The following is a 24,444-nucleotide window of genomic DNA, read 5'->3' as shown; positions in this document are numbered from 1 at the left end:
TCGAATGAACCTCGATCCCACCGATCTGCGCATCCTGACCTGCCTGCAGGAGAACGGCCGCATCAGCAACCAGGACCTGGCTGACCGCGTGGCGCTGTCGCCTTCGGCATGCCTGCGGCGGGTGCGCCTGCTGGAAGAGTCAGGGGTGATCGGCGGCTACCGCGCCTGGTTCGACGCCGAGCAGCTCGGGCTGGAGCTTGAGGCGATCGTGCAAGTGTCGATGCGCCATGACGTGGAAGGCTGGCACGACACCTTTATCGCCGCGGTGCAGTCGTGGCCGGAAGTGCTGTCGGCGTACATCATCACCGGCGACAGCAATTACATCCTGCGGGTGCAGGCGCGCAACCTGAAGCACTACTCGGACTTCATCGTGAACCGGCTGTACCGCACCAAGGGCGTGATGGATATCCGCTCGAATATCGTGCTGCAGCGGATCAAGGTGGACAGTTCGCCGCTGGCGATCCTGAAGGCGGGCGCGGAGGGGGCCTAGCCTAGCCTAACGTTGCGTATGCAGCGCAATCAGCTGCCGCAGGGTTTCCTTGAGCAGCGCGCCCTGGCGCGGGCCAAAGTCGTCCAGCACTGCGCGCTCGTGCTGGGCGGCGCGCGCCAGCAGCGGCTGGGCCTGCGCGAGGCCGCGCGGGGTGATCGAGATCAGCGCCTGGCGGCGGTCGGTCTGGCCGGCGCGGCGCGTCACCAGCCCGTCGGCGGCCATGCGGTCGACCAGCTTGGTCAGCGTCGGCTGCTTGGTCAGCGTGATTTCGGCGAGCGTGCCGATGGTGCAGTCGGGGCGGTCTGCCAGCGTGGCCAACACGCGCCATTCCTGCACGGACAGGCCGCTGGCTTCCACTTCGCGGTGGAATTCGCCCGAGATCAGGTGGCTGGCGCGGGCCAGCAGGTAGGCCAGGTAGCCATCGACAAAGGGCAGGGGGGATTGCGCGGGCACGTCCGCCATGATGAGCCGGTGCCGTTCAGAGGTCGAGGGGGGCGGTGGTGGTGAACTGGCCACCCTGGAATACCAGCGGGCCGTCGCTGCCATCGAGCACGCCGCAGCGCTCGACTTCGCCCACGAAGATGATGTGGTCGCCCTCGTCGTAGCGGCTGCGGTTGTGGCATTCGAACCAGGCCAGCGCATTGGACAGGATCGGCAGGCCGGTGGCCGAGAGCCGGTAGTCGACGCCGGCGAATCGGTCGCCCTTGAGGGTGGCAAAGCGCTGGCACAGCTCCAGCTGCGAGGCCGACAGCACGTTGATGATGTAGTGCGTGCCGTCGCGAAACATCGGCAGGCTGTTGGCGCGCGTGGCCATGCTCCACAGCACCAGCGGCGGATCCAGCGACACCGAATTGAACGAACTGGCGGTGATGCCGATGAACGGCGGCGCGCCGGCGGCGACAGACTCGGCGCTGGCGCGCGTAGTGATCACCGTCACCCCGGTCGCGAACTGCGACAGGGTGCGGCGGAAGTGCTGCGCATCGAAATCTGGTGCGGCGGCGCTGGCGATCTGTGGCTGGGCCTCAGGCATGCCCATGGGGGCTCCGCTGGAGTTCATGAAATTTCATATATATTATTTGCGCCAGGGGCAGCAAGTTCAAGCCCGGCCGTGCGCTTATTTGCGGCCGCGGCGCTGGGCTGGCGCACACAACAAGGCGGGCACTGCCGCCGATACAACAAGCAGGAGACTAACGTCATGCTCATCGAGCAGATCGAACACCGCTGGCTGGCGGCGTTCCGGCGCACGCTGGAACTCTGTGCCCTGCAGGGTGCGGAAGTCGTTGGAATTGTAACGGAGTCGCAATCCCGCCCTGTCAACGTGGCCTTGGCCGAACTGGCCGTGCAGTCGCTGGGCGCCACCCCGGTGCGCATCCAGGTGCCGACACCGGCACTTAGTGCGCCCGCGCCGGTGCGCTCCACCGGCGCCAGCGATGCCTTGCAGAGCCTCGCTCCGGTGGTGGCGGCCTTGTCGCGCTGCCACCTGGTGCTGGACTGCACGGTGGAAGGCCTGCTGCACGCGCCGGAACTGTCGCTGATCCTGCGCGGCGCCGACGGCATCGTGCCGCGCATGCTGATGGTCAGCAACGAACACCCCGAGATCCTGGAGCGCTGCCAGCCCGACCCGGCGCTGGAAGGCACCGTGCGCGCCGCCATGAAGCGCCTGCGCGGCGCGCGCGAGATGCGCGTGCATTCGCCGGCCGGCACCGAGTTGCGCATCGGCCTGGCCGACGCCCGCGTGGGCGGGGTCTGGGGCTTCTGCAGCAAGCCCGGCCAGGTCTCGCACTGGCCCGGCGGGCTTTGCCTGGCGTTCCCGGCCAGCCGCCAGGTCAACGGCACGCTGGTGCTGGCGCCGGGCGACGTCAACCTGACCTTCAAGACCTACCTGCGCGATACCGTGGTCTGCCATATCGAGGACGACTACATCGCCGGCGTCGAGGGGCAGGGCGTGGATGCCGACATGATGCGCGGCTACTACCAGGCCTGGGCCGACCGCGAGGGCACGCGCGATGCGTACGCGGTCTCGCACGTGGGCTGGGGCCTGAACCGGCTGGCGCGCTGGGACGCGATGACCTTCTACGACAAGCGCGACTGCAACGGCACCGAGCTGCGCGCGTTTGCCGGCAACTTCCTGTTCTCGACCGGCGCCAACGAGGTGGCCGGGCGGCATACGCTGGGCCATTTCGACCTGCCGCTGCGCAACTGCACGGTATCGCTGGATGGCCGCAATGAGGTGGAAGCAGGCACGCTGGTGGAGGTGGCGGCATGAGCGCGAGCGCGACGATGCAACGCCACGCCAACGGCATCGCCACGCTGGCCTGGGGCGATGGCCCGGTGGCGGTGGTGATGCTGCACGGCATCGGCGGCGGCAAGGCCGCCTGGCCCGCGCAGGGCGAGGCGCTGGCGCAGGCCGGCTACCGTGCCGTGGCCTGGGACATGCCCGGCTACGGCGACAGCGCCCTGATCGATCCCTATGACTTCGACGGGCTGGCGCAAGCGCTGGCGCCGCTGCTGCAGGCCGAGCGCGACGCCGGCCGGCGCGTGGTGCTGCTGGGCCACAGCATGGGCGGCATGGTGGCGCAGCAGGCCTGCGCGGCCGCGCCCGCGCTGATCGACGGCATGGTGCTGTCCGGCACCTCGCCCGCCTTTGGCAAGGGTGACGGGCCCTGGCAGCGCGACTTCGTCGCCGCGCGCACCGCGCCGCTGGACGCCGGCAGGACCATGGCCGAGATGGCCGCCGGGCTGGTGCGCACCATGGTCGCGCCCGATGCCGAGCCACAAGCCGTGGCCTTTGCCACGGCGGTGATGGCGGCGGTGCCGGCGCCCACCTACCGCGCGGCGCTGGGCGCGCTGGTGCGCTTCAACCAGCGCGACGCGCTGCCGCGCATCGCGGTGCCGGTGCTGGCGCTGGCCGGGCAGCACGACACCAATGCCGCGCCCGAGGTGATGGAGCGCATGGCCCAGCGCATTCCGGGCGCCGAGTACCGCTGCCTGCCGGATGTCGGCCACCTGGCCTGCATGGAGCGCCCCGCGCTGTTCAACGAGGCGGTGCTGGATTTCCTGCACCGGCGCTTCCCCGTGCACTGAACCACGCCGCTTTCCGGCAACGCAACACAAGAACCACCGCCGCGCCGCGACCGCATCCGGTGCGAGCAGGAAAACAGGAGACCGCGACATGCCATCCGGACAGCTCGACTTCATTCCCGCCATCGGTACGGCGGACTTTACCCCGCAACAAGCGCGCCTGCTGGCGCTGGCCAACCGCCTGGGCCGCGAACGCTTTGCCGCGCGCGCAGCCACCTGGGACCGCGAGGCCAGCTTCCCCTTCGCCAACTATGCCGACCTGCGCGAGGCCGGCCTGCTGGCGCTGTGCGTGCCGCGGGCGTTCGGCGGCGAGGGCGCGGACTTTGCCACCTACTGCATGGTGGGCGCCGAGATCGGCCGCTTCTGCGGGGCCACGGCGCTGACGTACAACATGCATATCTGCTCGACCATGTGGACCGGCGTGCTGTCCGACGGCATCGAGATGACACCTGACCAGCGCGCCGAGCACGAAGCCCGGCGCGAGCTGCATTTCGCACGCGTGGTGCGCGACGGCGCCGTCTATGCGCAGCCGTTCTCCGAAGGCTCCGCCGCCGCCGCGGGCAAGGCGCCGTTCGGCACCACCGCGCGCAAGGTCGATGGCGGCTGGGTACTGAACGGGCGCAAGATCTTCGCCTCGCTGTCGGGCGCGGCCGACTACTACGGCATCCTGTGCACCGAGGACCGCGGCGACCAGCATCCCGACATGCGCGACACGCTCTACATTGCCGTGCCCGGCAAGGCGGAAGGGCTGACCGTGACCGGCGAGTGGGACCCGATGGGCATGCGCGGCACGGTGTCGCGCACGCTGCTGCTCAAGGACGTGTTCGTGCCCGACCACGAGCAGCTGATGCCGCGCGGCGTCTACTACCGCGCGGCGCAGACCTGGCCGGCGATGTTCTTCACGCTGTCGCCGACCTACCTGGGCGTGGCCCAGGCCGCCTACGACTTTACCGTGCAGTACCTGCGCGGCGAGGTGCCGGGCCAGCCGCCGGTCAAGCGCCGCATGTACCCGACCAAGCAGATCGCGGTGGCGCAGATGCGCATCCAGCTGGAAACCATGCGATCGCTCTTCTGGCGCGTGATCCATGAGGCGAAGCCCAATCCGACCAAGGACGAGCGCCTGCGCCTGTACGCCGCGCACTACACCGTGATGGAAGGCGCCAACGACATCGCCCGGCTGGCGATCCGCACCTGCGGCGGGCAGTCGATGCTCAAGGACCTGCCGCTGGAGCGGCTCTACCGCGACTCGCGCTGCGGCGCGCTGATGCTGCCCTGGACCGCCGAGCTGATCCTGGACCGCATGGGGCGCGAGACCCTGTACGAATCCGGCGAGCGCGACGAATGAGCGCCGCCCGTCGCGCCATGCGTGCGGGCGCCGCCGGGCTGGGCGCGCTGCCGGCCATGCTGCATGGCCATGCCGCCGCGGCGCCGGGGCGGCCGGCGTTGCACTACCTGGGCCGCACCTTCACCTACGGCAAGCTGTGGCGGCGCGTCGAGCGTGCCAGCGCCCACCTGGCAGCGACGTGGGGCATCCGCGCGGGCGAGCGCGTCGGCACGCTGTGCCTGAACCACGAACTGCAGCTGGTGCTGCTGTTCGCCTGCGCGCGTGTCGGGGCGATGTTCGTGCCGCTGAACTACCGGCTGGCGCCGGCGGAGCTGCGTACCATCGCCGCCCACACGCAGCTGGCCGCGCTGTTCCATGACGAGCGCCATGCAGGGCTGGCGCAGGAGGCTGGCGGCGGCTGCCAGGTCGCGCATCTCGACCGGCTGGTCGACCATCCCGCGCCGTTCGGCGTGCCCCACCCGCCGGTGCCGGACGAGGCGCCGCTGCTGCTCGCCTACACCTCCGGCACCACCGGCAAGCCCAAGGGCGCGGTGCATACGCAGGCCGGGCTGCTGGCCAATGCGCGCGCCAGCTGGTGGGCGCATGGCATGACCGCGGACGATCACGTGCTGTCGGTGCTGCCGATGTTCCACGTCGGCGGGCTGTGCATCCAGACGCTGCCGGCGCTGCTGGCCGGGGCGCAAGTCACGCTGCACGACCGCTTTGCGCCGGATGCCTGGCTTGGCGCGGTCGCGCAGGCGCGGCCGAGCCTGTCGCTGATGGTGCCGGCCACGTTGCGCGCGGTGCTGGAGCATCCCGGCTGGCCCGGGGCCGACCTGTCGGCGCTGCGCGGCGTGATGGCAGGTTCGTCGACCATCCCGCTGTCGTATATCGAGGCCTTTCATGCGCGCGGTGTGCCGCTGGGGCAGGTCTATGGCGCGACCGAGACCGGTCCGGTGTCGGTGGTGCTGAAGCTGCAGGATGCGCTGGCCCGGCCTGGCTATGCCGGCTGGCCGCAGCCGGAGGCGCAAGTCCGGCTGGCCGGCCCGGACGGTGCCGAGGTGGCGCAGGGCGCAGTCGGTGAACTCTGGGTGCGCGGCGCCAACGTGATGGCGGGCTACTGGAACCAGCCTGATAACGGCCTGGCCGACGGCTGGTTCCATTCCGGCGACCTCGCGCACCGCGATGCCGGCGGCTGCATCGAAGTCGTCGGCCGCAGCAAGGACATGATCATCTCGGGCGGCGAGAACATCTATCCCGCCGAGATCGAGAACGTGCTGGTCGGCCTGCCCGGGGTGCAGGAGTGCGCGGTCGTCGGCGTGGCCGACGCGCGCTGGGGCGAGGTGCCGGTGGCGGTGATCGTGCCCGCGCCGGGCGCGCCGCGCGACGCGCTGGGGGCGGAGCCGCTGCGCGAACTGCTGGCTACGCGCATTGCCCGCTTCAAGCTGCCGCGCGAGGTGGTGCTGCTGGACGACCTGCCGCGCAGCGCGCTGGGCAAGGTGCTCAAGCCGCAACTGCGCGCGATGCTGGAGGCGCAGCGCCAGCCTGGCTGAATCTGCTGCAAGGGCGCCAATCTGCGCTTATGCTTGAGGCCGTGACACCACAGACGACAACGCAAGGGGGCGGCGCAAATGGAACATGGACTTGAAACGGCCACGCTGGGCGGCGGGTGCTTCTGGTGCCTGGAAGCGGTTTTCCAGCAGGTCGATGGCGTGGTGGCGGTGGAGTCCGGTTATACCGGCGGGCATGTGGATCACCCGACTTACCAGCAGGTCTGCGAGGGGGATACCGGGCACGTCGAGGTGGTGCGTGTCACCTTCAATCCGTCGGTGATCAATTTTCGGCAGATCCTGGAGATCTTCTTCGCCATCCACGACCCGACCACGCCGGACCGGCAGGGTAACGATGTGGGGCCGCAGTACCGGTCGGCGATCTTTACGAATTCGGAGGCGCAGCGGGCCACGGCGGAATACGTGATGCGGGAGTTGGCCGCGGCCAAGGTTTTTGATGCGCCGATCGTTACGCAGGTCGAGCCGGAGCAGCCGTACTGGCGCGCCGAGGCAAGTCACCAGAACTACTATCAGGACAATCCGAGCCAGGGGTACTGTGCCTTGGTGATCTCGCCGAAACTGGCCAAGTTTCGAAAGCAGTTTGAGGGGAAGTTGAGGAAGTAGGGACTGGGCGCCTGGGTCGGCGCCAGAAACCGGCCCTAATTTCCCTGCGCAAACATCGCGCCGACAATCGCTCCCATCTCATGCCGCCGCGCCGCCGGCATCCGCGACGCGGTAGACATGATGCTGATGGCCGCCTCGGCGCCCATTTCCAGGGGCAGTGCAATGCCCACGCCTGCCACCCCCTCCGCGCCGGCAAGCGCATAGCCCAGCTTGCGGGCGCGCTCTACACCGCGCAACAGCCTGAGCAGGCTCAGGCCCCCGGCTGCGTACTCGGCGCGGTGCCGCTCGTAATGCGCACGCACCGCCTCGTTGTCCATCTTCGCCAGCAACGCCATGCTGCCGGTGCCCTGGCCCAGCAGGCGGGAAGTGCCGGTCAGCAAGTGGAAGGTCTTGATCCGGTGGCTGCCTTCCTCGGTATGCAGGCAGTGCCCATGGTCGCCGATGCGCACGGTCAGGAACACCGCGTCGCCCGTGAGCCGGGCCAGCGCCTTCATCTTGCTCACCAGCGCGCTGTTGGGCGGCGGCCAGTTCATCGCGCGCAGGCCCAGCGCCATGGCGGCAGTGCCCAGGTGATAACGCTTGCCCCCCGACTCGCGCTCGACATACCCCGCGGATTCCAGAAAGCGCGCCATCCGGTGCGCGGTGGTACGGTCGATCTCCGCTATCGCGGCGAGCTCGGGCAGGGTCAGTCCCGCCTCGTGATGCTCGGCGAGCAGCCGGAGCAGGGCGAAGGCTCGGGACAGGCTCTGCACGCCGCCGGGCGAGGGGGTCTTGGTGGGCATGGGAAGGTGCGTCGGGGGGCGCTTTGGGGGTGGCGGATGCCGCGCCCTGCGTCCCGGGTTTCTGGCTTGTGCACATTATGCACAACCTGAGCGATTGCGGTTGTCCCGGGCAGCGTGTTGGTTTGCAATCCATGCATCACGGAACCTCACGCAAGCCGCCATGATTCCCATCGACTCACGCATCGACTCATCTTCCGACGCCTTTGCCAGCCAGCGCGCCGGCATGCAGGCCCTGATCGACCGCCTCCATGGCCTCGAACAGCGTGCCGTGGCCGCCTCGGAGCGCGCCCGGCCCACCTTTGCCAGACGCGGGGCGCTGCTGCCGCGCGAGCGCATCGGCCGCCTGCTGGACGCAGGCGCGCCGTTCTTGCCGATGGCCACGCTGGCCGGCTTCGGCATGGACGATCCCGACCCCGAGACCTCCATCCCCGGCGGTTCGCTGGTGGCCGGCATCGGTTTCGTCTGCGGCGTGCGCTGCATGGTGCTGGCCACGGATTCCGGCATCGACGCCGGTGCCATGACCGAGGCCGGCAACATGAAGCTGATGCGCTGCCAGGAGATCGCGCTGGAAAACCGGCTGCCATTCATTCACCTGGTGGAATCGGCCGGCGCCAACCTGCGCAAGTACCGCGTGGACAAGTTCGTCCGCGGCGGCGCGCTGTTTTACAACCTGGCTCGCCTGTCCGCGGCCGGGCTGCCGGTGATCACGGTCGTGCATGGCTCGTCCACGGCGGGCGGCGCCTACATGCCGGGGCTGTCCGACTACGTGGTGATGGTGCGCAATCGCGCGCGCGCCTTCCTGGCGGGGCCGCCGCTGCTGAAGGCCGCCACCGGCGAAATCGCCACGGATGAGGAGCTGGGCGGCGCCGACCTGCATGCCACGGTCAGCGGCCTGGCCGAATACCTGGCCGAGGACGACGAGCACGCTATTGCCACCGCACGCGACATCGTCGCCAGCCTGGACTGGCCGACCGTGGCGACGGAGCCCGCGCAGCTCGCCCGCCCTCCGCGGCTCGATCCGTCGGAGCTGGACGGCGTGATGACGCTCGACATGAAGCGCCCGGTGGACATGCGCGAAGTGATCGCGCGCATTGTCGACGACTCCGCCTGGCTGCCGTTCAAGCCCGACTATGGTCCCGGCACGGTGTGCGGCCACGCCCGCATCGAAGGCAATACGGTCGGCTTCATCACCAACAACGGTCCTATCGACCCGGCCGGCGCCACCAAGGCCGCGCAGTTCATCCAGCTATGCAATCAGTCGGACACGCCGATCGTGTTCCTGCAGAACACCACCGGCTTTATCGTCGGCCGTGCCTCGGAAGAGGCCGGCATGATCAAGCATGGCGCCAAGATGATCCAGGCGCTGTCGAACTCGACGGTGCCGCAGATCACACTGTACTGCGGGGCCTCGTTCGGGGCGGGCAACTTCGGCATGTGCGGACGGGGCTTCCGGCCGCGCTTCTGCTTCTCGTGGCCGAACGCGCGCACCGCCGTGATGGGCGGCGAGCAGGCCGCCATGACGCTTGAGATCGTGGCGCGCCAGCAGGCCGCGCGCAAGGGCGTGCCGGTAGATGAGGCGCAGCTTGCCAGCCAGACCGCCGATATCGTTGCCAACTTCGAGCGCCAGGCCAGCGCCTTCGTCACCAGCGGGCTGCTGCTGGACGACGGCGTCATCGACCCGCGCGACACGCGCGCCGTGCTGGCCTTCGTGCTGGCCACCGCGCGCGAGGCCAGCCTGCGCAAGCCGCATGCGATCCAGTTTGGTGTCGGGCGCTTTTGAGCGCCGCCGCCATCTCGACACGTCCCGAACCAACAAGACACCAGGAGACCACCATGCTTTACACGGAAGACCACCGCAACATCATGGACAGCATCCGCCGCTTCGTCTCGGCGGAGATTGATCCCTTCGTCGATGAGTGGGAAGCCGCCGAGATTTTCCCGGCGCATGCACTGTTCAAGAAGATGGGCGACCTCGGCTTCCTCGGCATCACCAAGCCGGTCGAATACGGCGGCATGGGGCTCGACTTCTCCTATGCCATTGCCGCCGCCGAGGCGCTGGGCTATGCCCACGCACAGGGCGTGGGCATGGGCGTGGGGGTGCAGACCGACATGGCGACGCCGGCGCTGACCGCGTTCGGCTCGGACGAGCTCAAGCGCAACTACCTGGCCCCTGCCATCGCCGGCGACATGGTGTGCTCCATCGGCGTGTCCGAAGCCGGCGCCGGTTCCGACGTGGCCTCGCTCAAGACCCGTGCGGTGCGCGATGGCGACGACTATGTCATCTCCGGCTCCAAGATGTGGATCACCAACGGCACCCAGGCCGACTGGATCTGCCTGCTGTGCAATACCTCTGACGGCCCGGTCCACAAGAACAAGTCGCTGATCGTGGTGCCGCTCAGGGAAGACGGCAAGCGCGTGCGCGGCGTGGAAGTGCAGAAGATCAGGAAGTTCGGCATGTGGTGCTCCGACACCGCGCAGATCTTCTTCGACGAAGTGCGCGTCCCGGTGCGCAACCGCATCGGCGACGAGGGCATGGGCTTCATCTACCAGATGAAGCAGTTCCAGGAAGAGCGGCTGAACGGCGCGGCGCGCCGGCTGGCCTGCAACGCGCTGATCGAGGAAACCGCCGACTATCTGCGCCAGCGCATCGCCTTCGGCAAGCCGCTGCTGGACAACCAGTTCATCCAGTTCAAGCTGGCCGAGCTCAAGACCGAGATGGAGGCGCTGCGCGCGCTGGTCTACATGGCCACGCAGACCTATATCAATGGGGGCGAGGTCATTGAACTGGCCTCAATGGCAAAGCTCAAGGCCGGGCGCCTGTCGCGCGAGGTGGCCGACTGGTGCATGCAGTTCCAGGGCGGCATGGGCTACACGTGGGACAACCATGCGTCGCGCGCCTATCGCGATTTCCGGCTGGGCTCGATCGGCGGCGGGGCGGACGAGGTCATGCTCCAGGTCATTGCCAAGCAGATGGGCCTGATGTCGCGCGGCTGACGCGTTCCTGAACCAACCACCAGCCAGGATCGCCATGCCTGACAGCTCATGCAACGATGCCGTGATCGTGCGCCGCGCCGGCGGCGTACTGTTTGCCACCCTCAACATTCCTGCCACCCGCAACGCATTGGCGCCCGAAGTGGTGGCCGCGCTGGCCGCCGCCGTGGCGCAGGCCGAAGCCGACCCGGAAGTCCGCGCGCTGGTGCTGCGCGGCTCCGGCGGCAGCTTCAGCGCAGGCGGCAACGTGGGCAGCTTCCAGTCCCGGCTCGATGCCGACGCCAGCCAGGAAGACCCGGTCGCCACGCGCAACCGCCAGTTCGGCTACTTCATGGAGCGCCTGAGCGTGCTGCCGGTGCCGGTGATCGCCGCGGTTGAGGGCGCGGCCATGGGCGGCGGCATGGGCCTGGCCTGCGCGGCCGACATCGTGCTGGCTACGCGCGATGCGCGCTTTGCGTTGTCGGAGACCACGCTGGGCATTGTCGCCGCGCAGATCGCTCCCTTTGTGGTGCAAAAGCTGGGCGCTGCCGCCACGCGCCGCCTGGGCCTGACCGGCGAGCGCGTCAGCGGCGATGCAGCGGTAGCCATCGGCCTGGTCGACCAGCTCGCGGCCGACAGCGCGGAGCTGGACGCCCTGATAGCCGAGTGGCTGACGCGCATCGGCCGTTGCGGCCCGAATGCCAACCGCGTGTTCAAGGCACTGGTCGGCCGCTGCGGCCACGAGCCGCCAGGCCCGCTGCTGGACGAGGCCTCGCGCCAGTTTGCGCAATGCATGCGGCGCGAGGGCGCCGAAGGCGTGGCGGCATTCCGCGACAAGCGCGATGCCGCCTGGACCGTTCGCTTCGATGCCGACACGGTGCGCGCCGCGCAGTCGACCGGCTGACCGCGCCAGCCGCATCTTCCACGAGATTCACAGGATTTCCCATGTCTGCTACCCGCCGATCCTTCCATACGCTGCTCGTTGCCAATCGCGGCGAGATCGCGGTGCGCATCATGCGCACCGCCCGCCGCCTCGGGCTGGCTACCGTCGCCGTGTATTCCGAAGCGGACCGCCACAGCCCGCACCTTGCCTGCGCCGACCGCGCCGTGTGCATCGGCGCCGCCGCGCCGCGCGAGTCGTACCTGAACATTGCCGCCATCGTCGAAGCAGCCCGCGCCAGCGGTGCCGATGCCGTGCACCCCGGCTATGGCTTCCTGGCCGAGAACGCCGCCTTTGCCGAGGCGGTCACCGCCGCCGGCCTGGTCTTCGTCGGCCCGCCCGCCGCGGCGATCCGCGCCATGGGCAACAAGGCCGAAGCCAAGCGGCTGATGCTGGCTGCCGACATGCCCTGCGTGCCCGGCTATCAGGGGGCCGCGCAGGATGACGCCACGCTGCTGGCCGAGGCCGGGTCCATCGGCTTCCCCCTGATGGTCAAGGCTGCGGCGGGCGGCGGCGGGCGCGGCATGCGGCTGGTGCGCGACGCGGCGGCGCTGCCCGCGGCGCTGTCGAGCGCACGCTCCGAGGCGGCGGCAGCGTTCGGCTCAGACGAACTGATCCTGGAGCGCGCCGTGATCGCGCCGCGCCACGTGGAGATCCAGGTCTTTGCCGATACCCACGGCAATGTCATCCATCTCGGCGAGCGCGACTGCTCCGTGCAGCGCCGCCACCAGAAGGTCATCGAGGAAGCGCCGTCGCCCGCGGTCGGCCCGGTGCTGCGTGCGCGCATGGGCGAGGCCGCCGTGCGCGCGGCCAAGGCCATCGGCTACGTCGGCGCCGGCACCATAGAGTTCCTGCTCGATGCCGAGGGCAGCTTCTACTTCATGGAGATGAACACCCGGCTGCAGGTCGAACACGCCGTGACCGAGGCCATCACCGGCTTCGACCTGGTCGAATGGCAACTGCGCGTGGCGGCGGGCGAGCCGCTGCCGGTCACGCAGGACCAGGTCCGGCTCAACGGGCATGCCATCGAAGTGCGACTCACCGCCGAGGACGTGCCGGCCGGCTTCCTGCCGCAGGGCGGGCCGCTGCTGCGCTGGCGCCCGCCCGCCGCTGGTCGCGATGTACGTGTGGACCATGCGCTGGAAGAGGGCGGTGCCATCCCCACCCACTATGACTCGATGGTCGCCAAGCTGGTCGCGCATGGCGCCGACCGCGAAGAGGCGCGCCGCAAGCTGCTGCGATCGGTGCAGGACTGCACGCTGCTGGGCGTGCCCACCAACCAGGGGTTCCTGGCCGCGTGCCTGGCGCACCCGGCGTTCGCCGGCAATGACGTGCATACGGGCTTTGTCGACACCCATATGCAGGCGGCGCTGCAGGCCCCGGTGCCTCCGGTGCATGTGACGGCAAGCGCCGCGCTGGCCGCATCGGGGCTGCTGGGCGGCAGCGGCAAGCCGGCCACGCTTGCGCGTGCGGCTTCCAGCGTGGTGCTGAATGCGGCCGGCAAGGCCTGGGAAGCGTTCCTGCGCGTGTCCGCCGACGGCTGGCGCGTGAGCCTGCGCCAGCGCGGTGAAGACCACCCGCCGGTGGAATGCAGGCTGCGCGTGCTGCGTGCCGATGCCGCCAACGGCACGGCCCTGGTCGAATGCGACGGCGTGGCCTATCCGCTGGTGTTCGCCGCCGAAAAGCACGCGCTGCACCTGTTCCAGTCCGGCCGCGCCTGGCAGTTCCCGCTGCACGATCCGCGCCGCCGCCGCGATGCGGGCGACGCCGACGGCGTGCTGCAGGCGCCGCTGACGGCCCGCATCGTCGCGGTCAATGTGGCCGAGGGCGACCACGTGGAAGCGGGCCAGGCGCTGGTGGTGCTGGAGGCCATGAAGATGGAGCACACCATTTTGGCGCCGTTTGCCGGCGTGGTGGCGGAGGTGCCCGCGCGCGCCGGTGGGCAGGCCAGTGCCGGTTCGTTGCTGGCGCGGGTGGAGGCCGATGTGGCCGCAAAGGAAGAAGCATGAGCGAATCCGTGCAAGGCGAAGCGCGCGCCGGCAAGACTGTGCGCATCGGTGGCGCTTCCGGGTTCTGGGGCGATTCCGCCATCGCCACGCCACAACTGCTGGCGGTGCCCGGCCTGCAATATCTGGTCTATGACTACCTGGCCGAGACCACCATGTCGATCCTGGCACGCGCCCGTGCCAAGGATCCGGCGCAGGGCTACGCCACCGACTTCGTGCACGCGGCGATGGGACCGAACCTCGGTGAAATCCTGCGGCGGGGGATCCGTGTCGTTGCCAATGCGGGCGGCCTCAATCCGCACGGCTGCCGGGACGCACTGCTCAAGGTGGCGGCGCAGCAGGGGCTGTCGCCGCGCATCGCGGTGGTCAGCGGCGACGACGTGCAGCCGCGCTTCGCGCAGTGGTGCGCCGAGGGGCTGGCTGACCTTGCCGGCAATCCGGTGCCAACCACCGAGCCCTGGTCGGCCAACGCCTACACCGGCGCGCAAGGCATTGCCCGCGCGCTGGCGCTGGGCGCGGATATCGTCATTGCCGGGCGCTGCGTCGACAGCGCCGTCGTGGTGGGCGCGCTGGCCCACGAGTTCGGCTGGAACTGGACCGACTGGGACCGCCTGGCCGCCGGCACGCTGGCGGGCCACGTGATCGAGTGCGGCGCCCAGGCCACGGGCGGGCTGTTTACCGACTGGCAGCGCGTGCCGGGCTGGGAGCGCATGGGCTACCCCGTGATCGACTGCGCGCACGACGGCAGCTTCGTGCTGAGCAAGCCCGCGGACACCGGCGGGCTGATCGATCCGGCCGCGGTCGCGGAGCAGGTGCTGTACGAGGTCGGTGATCCCGCCAACTACCTGATGCCGGACGTGACCTGCGACTTCCGCATGGTGCGCACGGAACTGGTCGAGCCCGGGCGCGTACGCGTGCATGGCGCGCGTGGCCGGGCACCCGGCACGCACTACAAGGGCAATGCCACCTGGCAGGACGGCTACCAGATCAGCCTGATGATGGCGATCCGCGGCATCGATGCTCCCGCAAAGGCGCGCCGCACCGCCGAGGCGCTGCTGGCGCGCACCCGCGCCATGCTGGCTGAACGCCAGATGCCGGACTACACCGAGACCGTGATCGAGCTGCTCGGCTGCGAATCGCAGTATGGCCCGCATGCGCGCGCGTTGCCGACACGGGAAGTGGTGCTGCGCATCGGCGCGCGCCATCCGCTCGCCAGGGGGCTGAGCCTCCTGCAGCGCGAATGCTCTTCCGCGGGGACGTCCATGGCGGCGGGCACGCGCTCTTCCTTCTCGGGTCGGGTGGACATCCAGCCGGTGGTGAAGGTGTTTTCCTTCCTGGTGCCCAAGTCGGACGTGCCGATGCGCGTGGAGTTCGAGGCTGGCGAGATCCTGCTGCCCAACGCCGCAGAGAGCGCGGCGCAGGAGCCGCCGGTCGCGCTCGACGCGCCGGCATCGCCTGCGCTCCCCCGCGAGCCGCGCGTCGAGCGGCCACTGGTCACGCTTGCCTATGCGCGCAGCGGCGACAAGGGCGATGACGAAAACATCGGCGTGATCGCCCGCAAGCCAGAGTACCTGGCACTGCTGCGCGAGCAGCTCACTCCGCAAGCCGTGCGCGCGTACTTTGCCCACCTGGTGCAGGGCGAGGTCGAGCGCTTCGACGTGCCAGGCCTGCACGCGCTGAACTTCCTGATGCACGGCGCGTTGGGCGGTGGCGGCGTGGCGAGCCTGCGCTCGGACCCGCTGGGCAAGAGCTACGCGCAGATGCTGCTGGACTTTCCGCTTTCCGTACCCCGCAGCTGGGCATAGACCCGGCCAGAGACCTTGCGCGCCGGCACTGGCGCGCGCAACCAGGAGGAGACATGACCCGACCCAAGCCCGACGCGCGCATCCGGCGCCAGCTATGCCTGGGCCTGTTCGCAGGACTGGCCGCAGGCAGCCTCGCCGGCCCCTTGCCCGCCATGGCGCAGGGCGACGCCTATCCCAACCGCCCGATCCGCGTGGTCGTGCCATACACGCCTGGTGGTGTGTCAGACGCCGTGACGCGGCTGGTGATGCAGAAGTTGGCGCAACGCATCGGCCAGCCGGTGGTGGTGGAGAACCGCCCCGGCGCCAACGGCATGATCGGCTCGGAGAACGTCGCCAGGTCCGCGCCGGACGGCTATTCGCTGCTGGTGGTGGTGGCCGGGCACGCCATCAATCCCAGCCTGTATCCGAAGATGAGCTATGACCCGCTCAAGGACCTCACCGGCGTCAGCATGATCGGGCGGATTCCGCTGCTGCTGGTCTCCAGCGCGCAGCTGCCGCCGACCACGGTGAAAGAGCTGGTGGGCTGGGGCAAGGCCAATCCCGCGAAGATGACCTTTGCCTCCAGCGGCAATGGCTCCGGCGCGCACTTGGCGGGCGAGCTGTTCGCGCAGTCGGTCGGCATGCAGATGACGCACGTGCCTTACAAGGGCATTTCGCCGGCGCTGCCTGATTTGTTCTCGGGGCAGGTTGCCATCATCTTCGATTCGGTGCAGACCATGATGCCGCAGGTGAAGGCAGGCAAGGTGCGCGCGCTGGCGATCTCCAGCCCGACGCGCTGGCCGGCCGCGCCGGAGGTGCCGACCATGGCCGAGGCCGGTTATCCGGGCGTCACGGCAGGCAGCTGGATCGGCCTGATCGCACCGGCGATGACGCCGCCGGCGGTGCAGGCAAAGCTGGCCCGGGAAATGGAAGCGGTCCTGCAGCAGCCCGACGTACGGGCAAGGCTGATCGACTATGGGATTGATCCGGTCGGCGGCAAGCCGGAGCAGTTCCAGGCGTTCATCAAGGCCGAAGCGGTGCGATGGGGTGAAGTGGTGAAGAAGAGCGGACTGCGGCTGGAGTAAGAGGAAGGCGGCTGCGGACGGCACCTGTCGGCACCGTCCGCGGCTTGCTACAGGCTCAGTTGCTTCGCCGCCAGGTCCTTCATGATTTCCTCGGCGCCGCCGCCGATCATCATCACCTTGACCTCGCGATACAGGCGCTCCACCCGGCTGCCGCGCATATAGCCCATCCCGCCCAGCAACTGCACCGCGCGGTCCGCGCAGAACTGGAACGTGCGCGTGGCCATGTTCTTGGCCATCGCGATCTGCGCCACCGGCGCGACGCCGTCGTCCAGGCGCGCGGCCAGGTCGTCCAGCAGGGCGCGCGTGGATTCGATGCGCGTGGCCATGTCCACCAGCTGGTGGCGCACTACCTGATGGTCGGCCAGCCGCTTGCCGAAGGTGCGCCGTTCGCGCGCCCACGTCAGTGCGTCATGGAAGCAGACTTGCGCATAGCCGCAGGCGGCCGCGGCCAGCGCCAGCCGCTCGTGGTTGAAATTCTTCGTGATGGCGGCAAAGCCCTTGCCTTCCTCGCCGATCAGGTTTTCCACCGGCACGCGGCACCCGTCGAAGAACAGCTGCGCGGTGTCGGATGCCCACCAGCCCATCTTCTTCAGCGGCGTGCGCGTCACGCCCGGCGTATCGCCCTCGATCAGCAGCAGCGACACGCCGCTGGAACCCGGGCCGCCGGTGCGCACGGCCACGGTGAAGTAGTCCGCGCGCATGCCTGAGGTGATGTAGAGCTTGGTGCCGTTGACCACGTAGTGGTCGCCCTCGCGCCGCGCGCTGGTGGACAGCTGCGCCACGTCGGAGCCGGCGTCGGGCTCGGTGATGGCGAGCGCGGAAATCTTTTCGCCGGCAAGGATCTGCGGCAGCACGCGCGCCTTCAGCGCCTCGCTGCCCACCGCGGCGATCGGTGGCGCACCGATGGTGTGCGAGAACAGCCCCGAGGCGATGCCGCCCGAGCCGCCCCAGGCGCGCTCTTCGAACAGGATCATGCGATAGAAGGCATCGCATGGGGCGCCACCGTATGCTTCCGGAAAGCCCGGCTGCAGCAGGCCGGCTGCGGCGGCCTTCCGGTACAGCTCGCGCGGGAAGCTGCCGGCTTCGTCCCAGGCCTCGGCGTTGGGCGCCACCTCTTTCTCGAAGAAGCGCCGCACGCTGGCGCGGAAGGCTTCGTGGTCGGCGCTGTAGTAGCGTGGATTTGGCGGTTGCAGGGTCATGGTGTCTCTGATTCGGTGGCTGGCGTCAGGCACTGCGGCAGCGTGTAGAGCGGGAAGCCGTTGAAAGGCTCCGAGCGCTGGTGCTCGGGCTGCGGCCAGGTGTGCTTGGCGTTGGGCACGCCGCCGTCGACACGGATGGTCGAGCCGGTGATGAAGGCCGCCGCCGGCGAGAGCAGGAACACCACGGCCGCTGAGACTTCGGCTTCGGTGCCCAGGCGCTGCAGCGGCACCTTGCGCGCCAGCTGGCGGATCTTGGCCTGGAATTCCGGCGGGTAGGTGTCAAAGCCGCTGGAAGCGATCCAGCCGGGCGCCACCGCGTTCACGCGCACTCCTGCAGCGGCCCATTCGCAGGCGGCGGTCTCGGTGAAAGACAACATGCCGGCGCGCGCGGCGCCCGAATGGCCCATGCCCGGCATGCCATTCCACATATCGGCAATGATGTTGACGATGGCGCCGCCGTTGGCTTCCATCCATTGCGTGAAGCATTCACGTGCCACCAGGAAGCCCCCAGTAAGGTTGTTGCGCACCACGGCTTCCCAGCCCTTCAGGCTGATATCGCGCAGCGGCGACGGAAACTGCCCGCCGGCGTTGTTGAAGAGGCCGTTGATGGCGCCGTGCGCGGCCAGCACGGCGGCTACGGTCTCGCGCACCTGGGCCTCGTCGCGGATGTCGCAGCTGTGCAGCGTGATGCGGCTGGCGGCTTCCGGCTCGACGGCGATGATCTCGGCCTTCACCTGCTCAAGCTTCTCGAGCTTGCGGCCGGCCAGCGCAAGGCGCGCGCCAAGACTGGCCAGTTCGTGTGCCGTGCAACGGCCGATGCCGCTGCCGGCGCCGGTTACCAGCACCGTGCGGCCGGCGAACAGGCCGCGATGGAATACGGAACGATAGGACATTGCGGTCTCCGCGGTCATGGATTGGCCGTCAGGCCGAGGCGCTTCACCAGCCTGCCCTGGCTCTCGTAGCGCTGGCGCGCGAAGGCGGCGTAGTCGGCGCTGTTCAGGTAGGCGCTCTCCTGGTCGAACCGCTCCAGCACCTTCTGCATGGCGGGGTCGTTCAAGGCCTTGCGGAACGCATCGTGCAGCACCTGCACGGACTGCGGGTCCATGTTGCGCGGCCCGGCGATGCCGAACGGCGAGGTTGACACCATGTCGATGCCGACATCGCGCAGCGTTGGCACGCGGGCCCAGCGCCGCGAGTGCTCGGCGGTCCACAGCACCAGCCAGCGCGCCTTGCCGCTATCGACGTAGGGACCGATGCCGCCGGCGGTGACCGCCAGGTCGATATGGCCGCCGAGCATTGCGGTGATGATCTCGGACTCGCCCTTGTAGGGCACATGGTTGAGCTCGATGCCGAGCTTCCCGCTGATCTCTTCCATCGTCACATGCATGGTGCCGTTGGTGCCGGTACTGCCATAGCTGATCTTGCCAGGACGGCGCCGGGCATCCTCGACCATGTCCTGCCAGGATTTCCATGGCGCGTCGGCGCGCGCCGCCACCCCCAGCGTGTAGCCGGTCAGGTGGATCACATATGTGAAGTCCTGCAGCGGGTCGAACTGCGTCTTCTGCAGGTGAGGCAGCCGGAACACCGGTTCAGGGATCACGGTCACGGTGTAGCCATCCGGCCTGGCCCGCGCCACGACATTGGCGCCCAGTACGCCCGCCGCGCCCGGGCGGTTTTCCACGACGACAGGCTGGCCCAGCGTCCTGGCCGCGCCATCGGCCAGCGTGCGCACCAGCGTATCGGTGGCGCCGCCCGCCGCGAAGGGGACGATCAGCGTGACCGGCTGGGTGGGAAAACTGTGCGCCAGTGCCTTGCGCGATGCCAGGGCGCCGAGCGGGGCCAGGGCGCCCATTGCCAGCAGCGTGAGCGTTTCGCGGCGCCGGCCGTCCACGATCCCGGGTCTGGTGATATCCCGCGTCATTGCGCACCTCCCTCGGGGTTCTGAGGCTGCATCAGGACCAGCGCGTCGAGGGCGACGGCACCGCGCCCGGCAGCGCGCACCAGCATGGGATTCACTTCCATTTCGGCGAGGCTGTCGCCCAGCGACATGGCGGCGTCGGAGAGCGCGGCAATCGCGTCGGCCGCCGCGTCGAGGTCGGCCGCGGGCTTGCCGCGGAAGCCTGTCATCAGCCGGTAGCCGCGCAGGCTGGCCAGCATGTCGCGCGCCATGGCGCGGTCCACCGGCAGCAGTCGGTGCGCGACGTCGTGGAAGATCTCGGTGAAGATCCCGCCCATGCCTACCGTCATGGCCAGGCCGAAGACCGGGTCGCGCGTCACGCCGACGATCAGCTCGCACACGCCGCTTGCCATTTGCTGCACCAGCACGCCGCGCTGTCGTGCCTGCGGCAGGGCTTGCGCGGCGGCGGCAGCCACCTCGGCCGCCGCCTCGCGCACCTGCCGCGCGTTGGCCAGTCCCAGCCGGACGCCGCCAACCTCGGTCTTGTGCACAATGTCCGGGCTCAGCACTTTCACTGCGACCGGGAAGCCGATGGCTTCGGCGGCGCGCGCGGCGTCCTCGGGCGTGGCCGCGGCCGCCTCCGCGCCGACCGGCACGCCGAAGCCCGCCAGCCACTGCTTGGCCTGGTGCTCGTCCATGGCGGCGGCGGGCGCACGGGCGGCCGCGTCGCCGCCGGCCCGCGCGCGCAGCGCCATCCAGTGCGCGGTCGGCGCCGCCGTGCCGAGCCAGCCCACGTACGTGCCCAGGGCCCGGGCCGCGCGTGCGCAGTCCGGGAACAGTGCCACACCGGCGTCGGCCAGCCGTGCGCGGCTGGCCGGCTCGCCCGTGGTGGCGACGATGATCAGGCGGTCGGTCTTGCCCGCCACCTCGATCAGCTCGTCGGCCACGCGATCCAGCAGGTAGGCGGTGGCGTAGAGGAAAATGACGTCGATGCCGTCAGTGGCGGCAAGGTGGTCGAGCACGGCGTAGGCCAGGCCGCTGCGGTTGAACAGCTGGCCGGTCAGGTCGACGGGGTTCGCCACCGCGCCGAGCTCCGGCACGACCGCCAGCAGGCGCTGCTGGACCGCCTCGTGCAGGCGCGGCACGTCGAGTCCGGCCGCGCTGAGCAGGTCGGCCGACAGGGCACCCATCGCGCCCGACACGGAAGCCACTACCACCCGGCGCCCCGCGCTGCGATGGCGGAAGCCGGCCAGGTATGCCAGGTCGGTCAGGTGGGCCGGATCACTCGCCTGCATCGCGCCGATCTGGGCGAAGGCGGCGCGGTAGATGGCCTGGTTGCCGGCCAGCACGGCGGTATGGGATTGCGTGGCCGCCGAACCGGCCTCGCTTTCGCCGGCCTTCAGCAGGATCAGTGGCTTGTTTGCCGCGCGCAGGCGCGCAGCGGCTTCGATGAAGCCACTGCCGTTGCGCAGGCCTTCCACGTAACCGACCACGGCCGCGGTTTGCGGATCGTCCGCGAGGTAGTCGAGGTAATCCGAATAGTCCAGGCAGGCTTCGTTGCCGGTATTGATGAACTGGTGGAAGCCCACGTCCATCTGCCTGCCTGTGGCGTAGACGATGGCGCAGACGTTGCCGCTCTGGGTCAGCAGGCTCACGGCACCCGGGCCGTCCTGCGGCGGGAACGCGCGGAACGTGGTGGCAAATGCGGTGATGGCGCGCGTGGTCAGGTTGGCCAGCCCCATGCAGTTGGGTCCGGCGATTGCCATGCCGCTCTCGCGGGCGAAGGCCGCAAGTGCGGCCTGGCGCCCGGCACCCGCTTCACCGGCCTCGGCAAAGCCCGAGGCGTAGACGATGGCGGCACGGACGCCGCAAGCATGGCAGCGCTGCAACTGCGGCAGCACCTCGTCCGCGCCGAGCGCCAGCACCGCCACGTCAGGCACCTGCGGCACGGATTCGATATCGGGATAGCACGCCAGGCCGGCGATCTCCGCATAGCGCGGATTGACCGGATACACCTGGCCCTGGTATCCAAGGCGCTGCAGGTGGTCCAGCGCCACGCCGCCGATGCGGCTGGTATCGCGCGAGGCGCCGACAATGGCTATCGAGGCAGGATCAAGCAGCTGCGGCAGGGCGGCGCGGCCCGGTGTGCGCGCCGAAGTGGAAAGGGGCATCGTCGTCTCCATCCTTCCTCGGTCGGAAGGTGCCCCGATTCAATCCGATCGCGTGGGTGGCGACAAGCGCATGGTCTCCGGCTGTGCACATTGTGCACAAGTCTTCAGGCAGTGGCGGCCCTTGCCTGCGGGAGCGGCCTATCGGTCACCGTGCGCCGGCCGTCAGTCATTCACCGCGCCAGCCTCGCAATGATCGCCTCGGCCAGCCGCACGCAACTCAGTGGCGCGCAGCCCTCGGCGTTGTTGCTGACAATGACGATGGCAGGCTGCCCCGCGCGCAGCGTGCGCGCCACCACATCGGCGATGGCATGGCGGGTGTCGGGGTCGTCGTCGACGATGCGGTCGAAGGGTGCGTACAGCTTTTCCGCGTAGGCGTAGGGCCGGCCCCCATGCAGCATCCAGCGCAGCACCAGCGGACCCGGCGCTTCCTCGTCCATCAGCGCCTGCGCCGCGGCCTGGCGCGGCACCGGCGGCAGGCGGTCGCGTGCCGACAGGCAGAAGCGCACGCCGCGGCGGCGCAGCAGCCGGATGTAGCGTGGTGTCAGCAGTGCCGGGTCGCGCAGCTCAACCGTGTAGCACGCATGCGGGGTGATCGACGGGTCGAGCGCCGGCAGCGCGCCCAGGAAAGCGTCGAGCCGTTCCAGGAACATGGCGCTGTCGGCCAGCGGCCCCATCGGCGACAGCTGGAACAGCAGCGGCCCGCATTTGCTGCCCAGCCCGCTGGTGGCGGGCACGATGAAGTCGCGCACCGCGATCTCCGCATCCAGGAAGGCGGCATTGGCCAGCCGGCCGGCGCCGTCGGGGCCGCGCAGCCAGGCATCGCAGACGCTGGCGGGCGCCTTGACCAGGAAGCGGAAGCCATCGGGGACCTGCGCGGCGTAGGACAGGTAGTCCGCCAGCGGGATCGGCCCGTAGAAGCCGCGGTCGATGCCGGCGGCGCGCAGCAGCGGATGGCGCGAATACGCGGCCAGGCCCTTGCGCGACAGCAGGCTGTCGCCGTACTCGCCGTCATAGACCAGCCCGTTCCAGCCGGGGTAGGCCCAGGAGGACGTGCCGAAGTACAGGTTCGATGGCAGCTTCGCGGCGAGCGCGCGCAGGGCTTCGTCCGCCTGTGCGGGTTGCACGCTCTTGCCGCGCGCGGGTTTGCCGGAGGGAGCGGGCGGGACGGCCGCGCCCGGGTGGGAGGCGGGCCGTTCCGGAGGGGCAGGTGGGGTGGGCAGGGGCAGCCCGCCAAAGAGGTCTTCAGTCAATCGCCAGCGTTGCCTTCAGTCGTTGCGGCCAATGGGTTGGCCGTAGATATAGCGGCGCGACCACGGCAGCGTATCGGCCGGCAGCCCGGCCTTGTGGCAGAGCACCTGGTAGATCGACATCTTCTCGGTCTCGAAGGCATGCGCGCAGCCGGCCAGGTAGACCCGCCAGATGCGGTACTTCTTCTCGCCGACCAGGCTGCGGATGGTGTCGCCGCGGGCCTCGAAGTTGTCGGCCCAGTGGTGCAGCGTCTGCGCGTAGTGGCGGCGCAGCAGTTCGACGTCGAAGGCTTCCAGGCCGCCTTGCTGCAGCGTACGCAGCACCAGCCCGATATGCGGCAGCTCGCCCTGCGGGAACACATAGCGGTCCATGAACTCGGCGCCGTCCATCGGCGTCGCGCCGTTGTCCGGGTCGGGCGAGGTGATGCCGTGGTTCATCGCATAGCCGTCGTCGGCGAGCAGTTCGCGGATGCGGCTGAAGTAGCCGGGCAGGTTGTCCTTGCCCACATGCTCGAACATGCCGACGCTGGTGATGCGGTCGAAGGTGCCGGCGGTGTCGCGGTAGTCCTGCAGCCGGATCTCGATGCGGTCGGACAGGCCCGCGGACCTGACGCGCTCGGTGGCTAGGTCGAACTGGTTCTGCGACAGCGTGATGCCCACGCAGCGCGCCCCGAACTTCTGCGCGGCGCGCAGCACCAGCGCGCCCCAGCCGCAGCCGATGTCCAGCAGCGTCTGGTCCGGCTGCAGCCGGATCTTGGTCAGAATGTGGTCGATCTTCTTGAGTTGCGCCGTGGCCAGGTCTTCGTCGCCGTGCTCGAAGTAGGCGCAGGAGTAGACCATGTTGGGATCGAGCCAGAGCTTGTAGAAGTCGTTGGAGACGTCGTAGTGGTACTGGATCGAGTTCCTGTCTTCCTGCTTGGTATGCGTGAAGTGCTGCGCCACCTTGAACAGCGCGCCGCCAGCGCGGTGCGTGGCCGCGGCCGAGAAGCCGTAGGCGACCTTGATGATGTCCGTCAGCCTGCCCTCGAAGTCGATTTTCTCCTGCACATACGCTTCGCCGAGGTTGTCCAGGCTCGGCGTAAGCAGCAGCGGCAGGGCCGCGGCCTCGCGTACGGTCAGCGTGACAGCCGGCTTGTCGAAGTGCCCGAGCGGGTATTCGGTGCCATTCCACAGCCGCAAGCTGACCGGCAGATTGGCATTCTCTCGCAGGTCGGCGATCCAGTTGTCGAGTTGCTTTTCCAGGGCTTGCTTGAAAAACATGCGCTTTACCTCCTGATGGGTTGCGGCACACGCT

The 24,444-nt window shown here is 69.3% G+C and carries 21 protein-coding genes; 12 read left to right on the top strand and 9 right to left on the bottom strand.

All coding sequences use genetic code 11. The features are described from left to right. The first annotated feature begins 4 nt into the window (after nt 1-4). The gene (locus tag CNE_RS13210) at nt 5-490 is read left to right on the top strand and encodes an Lrp/AsnC family transcriptional regulator (protein ID WP_013957609.1); all 486 of its coding nucleotides are present in this window, start codon (nt 5-7) and stop codon (nt 488-490) included. A gap of 6 nt (nt 491-496) precedes the next feature. Here CNE_RS13210 and CNE_RS13205 read toward each other — a convergent pair whose 3' ends face one another. After that, complete coding sequence (locus tag CNE_RS13205; RefSeq protein ID WP_013957608.1) at nt 497-952, bottom strand: MarR family winged helix-turn-helix transcriptional regulator; 456 nt, start codon at nt 950-952, stop codon at nt 497-499. A gap of 16 nt (nt 953-968) precedes the next feature. Then, nucleotides 969-1,526 carry a flavin reductase family protein gene (locus tag CNE_RS13200; RefSeq protein ID WP_013957607.1) on the bottom strand — a complete coding sequence of 186 codons (558 nt, stop codon included), beginning with the start codon at nt 1,524-1,526 and terminating at the stop codon, nt 969-971. Between the two features lie 159 nt (nt 1,527-1,685). Here CNE_RS13200 and CNE_RS13195 point away from each other — a divergent pair, with 159 nt between their 5' ends. The 5 genes from CNE_RS13195 to msrA all read left to right on the top strand — a co-directional run bounded on the left by CNE_RS13195 (nt 1,686) and on the right by msrA (nt 7,069). After that, nucleotides 1,686-2,756 (top strand): hypothetical protein, encoded by a 1,071-nt coding sequence (locus CNE_RS13195; RefSeq protein ID WP_013957606.1) that lies wholly within the window; start codon nt 1,686-1,688, stop codon nt 2,754-2,756. After that, a complete protein-coding gene (locus CNE_RS13190) occupies nt 2,753-3,574 on the top strand; it encodes an alpha/beta fold hydrolase (RefSeq protein ID WP_013957605.1) in 822 nt (273 codons plus the stop codon). The genes CNE_RS13195 and CNE_RS13190 overlap by 4 nt, the downstream gene beginning before the upstream one ends. A gap of 88 nt (nt 3,575-3,662) precedes the next feature. Then, on the top strand, nt 3,663-4,916 hold the full coding sequence (locus tag CNE_RS13185) for an acyl-CoA dehydrogenase family protein (RefSeq protein ID WP_013957604.1): 1,254 nt from the start codon (nt 3,663-3,665) through the stop codon (nt 4,914-4,916). After that, nucleotides 4,913-6,448, top strand: coding sequence for a class I adenylate-forming enzyme family protein (locus CNE_RS13180; RefSeq protein ID WP_013957603.1), 1,536 nt, complete (start codon nt 4,913-4,915; stop codon nt 6,446-6,448). Before CNE_RS13185 ends, CNE_RS13180 begins: the two co-directional genes overlap by 4 nt. A 78-nt stretch (nt 6,449-6,526) precedes the next feature. After that, a complete protein-coding gene (msrA, locus tag CNE_RS13175; protein ID WP_013957602.1) occupies nt 6,527-7,069 on the top strand; it encodes a peptide-methionine (S)-S-oxide reductase MsrA in 543 nt (180 codons plus the stop codon). A gap of 35 nt (nt 7,070-7,104) precedes the next feature. On the opposite strand, the gene CNE_RS13170 is transcribed toward msrA, so the two are convergent. Beyond that, nucleotides 7,105-7,851 (bottom strand): IclR family transcriptional regulator, encoded by a 747-nt coding sequence (locus CNE_RS13170; protein WP_013957601.1) that lies wholly within the window; start codon nt 7,849-7,851, stop codon nt 7,105-7,107. 160 nt (nt 7,852-8,011) lie between these two features. On the opposite strand from CNE_RS13170, the gene CNE_RS13165 reads away from it, so the two are divergent. The 6 genes from CNE_RS13165 to CNE_RS13140 are packed head-to-tail and all read left to right on the top strand — an operon-like array spanning nt 8,012 to nt 16,636. Beyond that, nucleotides 8,012-9,631 carry an acyl-CoA carboxylase subunit beta gene (locus CNE_RS13165; RefSeq protein WP_013957600.1) on the top strand — a complete coding sequence of 540 codons (1,620 nt, stop codon included), beginning with the start codon at nt 8,012-8,014 and terminating at the stop codon, nt 9,629-9,631. A 53-nt stretch (nt 9,632-9,684) separates the two neighbouring features. Beyond that, nucleotides 9,685-10,845: an acyl-CoA dehydrogenase family protein gene (locus CNE_RS13160; RefSeq protein WP_013957599.1), complete on the top strand. Its 1,161-nt coding sequence runs from the start codon at nt 9,685-9,687 to the stop codon at nt 10,843-10,845. A 34-nt stretch (nt 10,846-10,879) separates the two neighbouring features. Beyond that, the gene (locus tag CNE_RS13155; RefSeq protein ID WP_013957598.1) at nt 10,880-11,725 is read left to right on the top strand and encodes an enoyl-CoA hydratase/isomerase family protein; all 846 of its coding nucleotides are present in this window, start codon (nt 10,880-10,882) and stop codon (nt 11,723-11,725) included. Nucleotides 11,726-11,766: 41 nt separating this feature from the next. Then, nucleotides 11,767-13,770: an acetyl/propionyl/methylcrotonyl-CoA carboxylase subunit alpha gene (locus CNE_RS13150; protein ID WP_013957597.1), complete on the top strand. Its 2,004-nt coding sequence runs from the start codon at nt 11,767-11,769 to the stop codon at nt 13,768-13,770. After that, the gene (locus CNE_RS13145; protein ID WP_013957596.1) at nt 13,767-15,572 is read left to right on the top strand and encodes an acyclic terpene utilization AtuA family protein; all 1,806 of its coding nucleotides are present in this window, start codon (nt 13,767-13,769) and stop codon (nt 15,570-15,572) included. The genes CNE_RS13150 and CNE_RS13145 overlap by 4 nt, the downstream gene beginning before the upstream one ends. Before the next feature lie 53 nt (nt 15,573-15,625). Continuing rightward, nucleotides 15,626-16,636, top strand: coding sequence for a tripartite tricarboxylate transporter substrate binding protein (locus CNE_RS13140; RefSeq protein ID WP_013957595.1), 1,011 nt, complete (start codon nt 15,626-15,628; stop codon nt 16,634-16,636). Nucleotides 16,637-16,683: 47 nt separating this feature from the next. Here CNE_RS13140 and CNE_RS13135 read toward each other — a convergent pair whose 3' ends face one another. The 6 genes from CNE_RS13135 to CNE_RS13110 all read right to left on the bottom strand — a co-directional run bounded on the left by CNE_RS13135 (nt 16,684) and on the right by CNE_RS13110 (nt 24,410). Continuing rightward, nucleotides 16,684-17,835, bottom strand: coding sequence for an acyl-CoA dehydrogenase family protein (locus tag CNE_RS13135; RefSeq protein WP_013957594.1), 1,152 nt, complete (start codon nt 17,833-17,835; stop codon nt 16,684-16,686). Further along, nucleotides 17,832-18,728, bottom strand: coding sequence for an SDR family oxidoreductase (locus tag CNE_RS13130; RefSeq protein WP_013957593.1), 897 nt, complete (start codon nt 18,726-18,728; stop codon nt 17,832-17,834). The genes CNE_RS13135 and CNE_RS13130 overlap by 4 nt, the downstream gene beginning before the upstream one ends. A 14-nt stretch (nt 18,729-18,742) precedes the next feature. Further along, a complete protein-coding gene (locus tag CNE_RS13125; protein ID WP_013957592.1) occupies nt 18,743-19,756 on the bottom strand; it encodes a tripartite tricarboxylate transporter substrate binding protein in 1,014 nt (337 codons plus the stop codon). Then, nucleotides 19,753-21,903: an acetate--CoA ligase family protein gene (locus CNE_RS13120; protein WP_013957591.1), complete on the bottom strand. Its 2,151-nt coding sequence runs from the start codon at nt 21,901-21,903 to the stop codon at nt 19,753-19,755. Before CNE_RS13120 ends, CNE_RS13125 begins: the two co-directional genes overlap by 4 nt. A 170-nt stretch (nt 21,904-22,073) precedes the next feature. Then, nucleotides 22,074-23,153 (bottom strand): DUF72 domain-containing protein, encoded by a 1,080-nt coding sequence (locus CNE_RS13115; RefSeq protein WP_013957590.1) that lies wholly within the window; start codon nt 23,151-23,153, stop codon nt 22,074-22,076. A gap of 15 nt (nt 23,154-23,168) precedes the next feature. After that, on the bottom strand, nt 23,169-24,410 hold the full coding sequence (locus CNE_RS13110) for an SAM-dependent methyltransferase (protein WP_013957589.1): 1,242 nt from the start codon (nt 24,408-24,410) through the stop codon (nt 23,169-23,171). Between the last annotated feature and the right edge of the window lie 34 nt (nt 24,411-24,444).

It is taken from the genome of Cupriavidus necator N-1 (genome assembly GCF_000219215.1).
GTDB classification, from domain to species: Bacteria; Pseudomonadota; Gammaproteobacteria; order Burkholderiales; family Burkholderiaceae; genus Cupriavidus; species Cupriavidus necator.
Note: the sequence above shows the minus strand (reverse complement) of the source record. Positions and strands in the feature narration are given on the sequence as shown.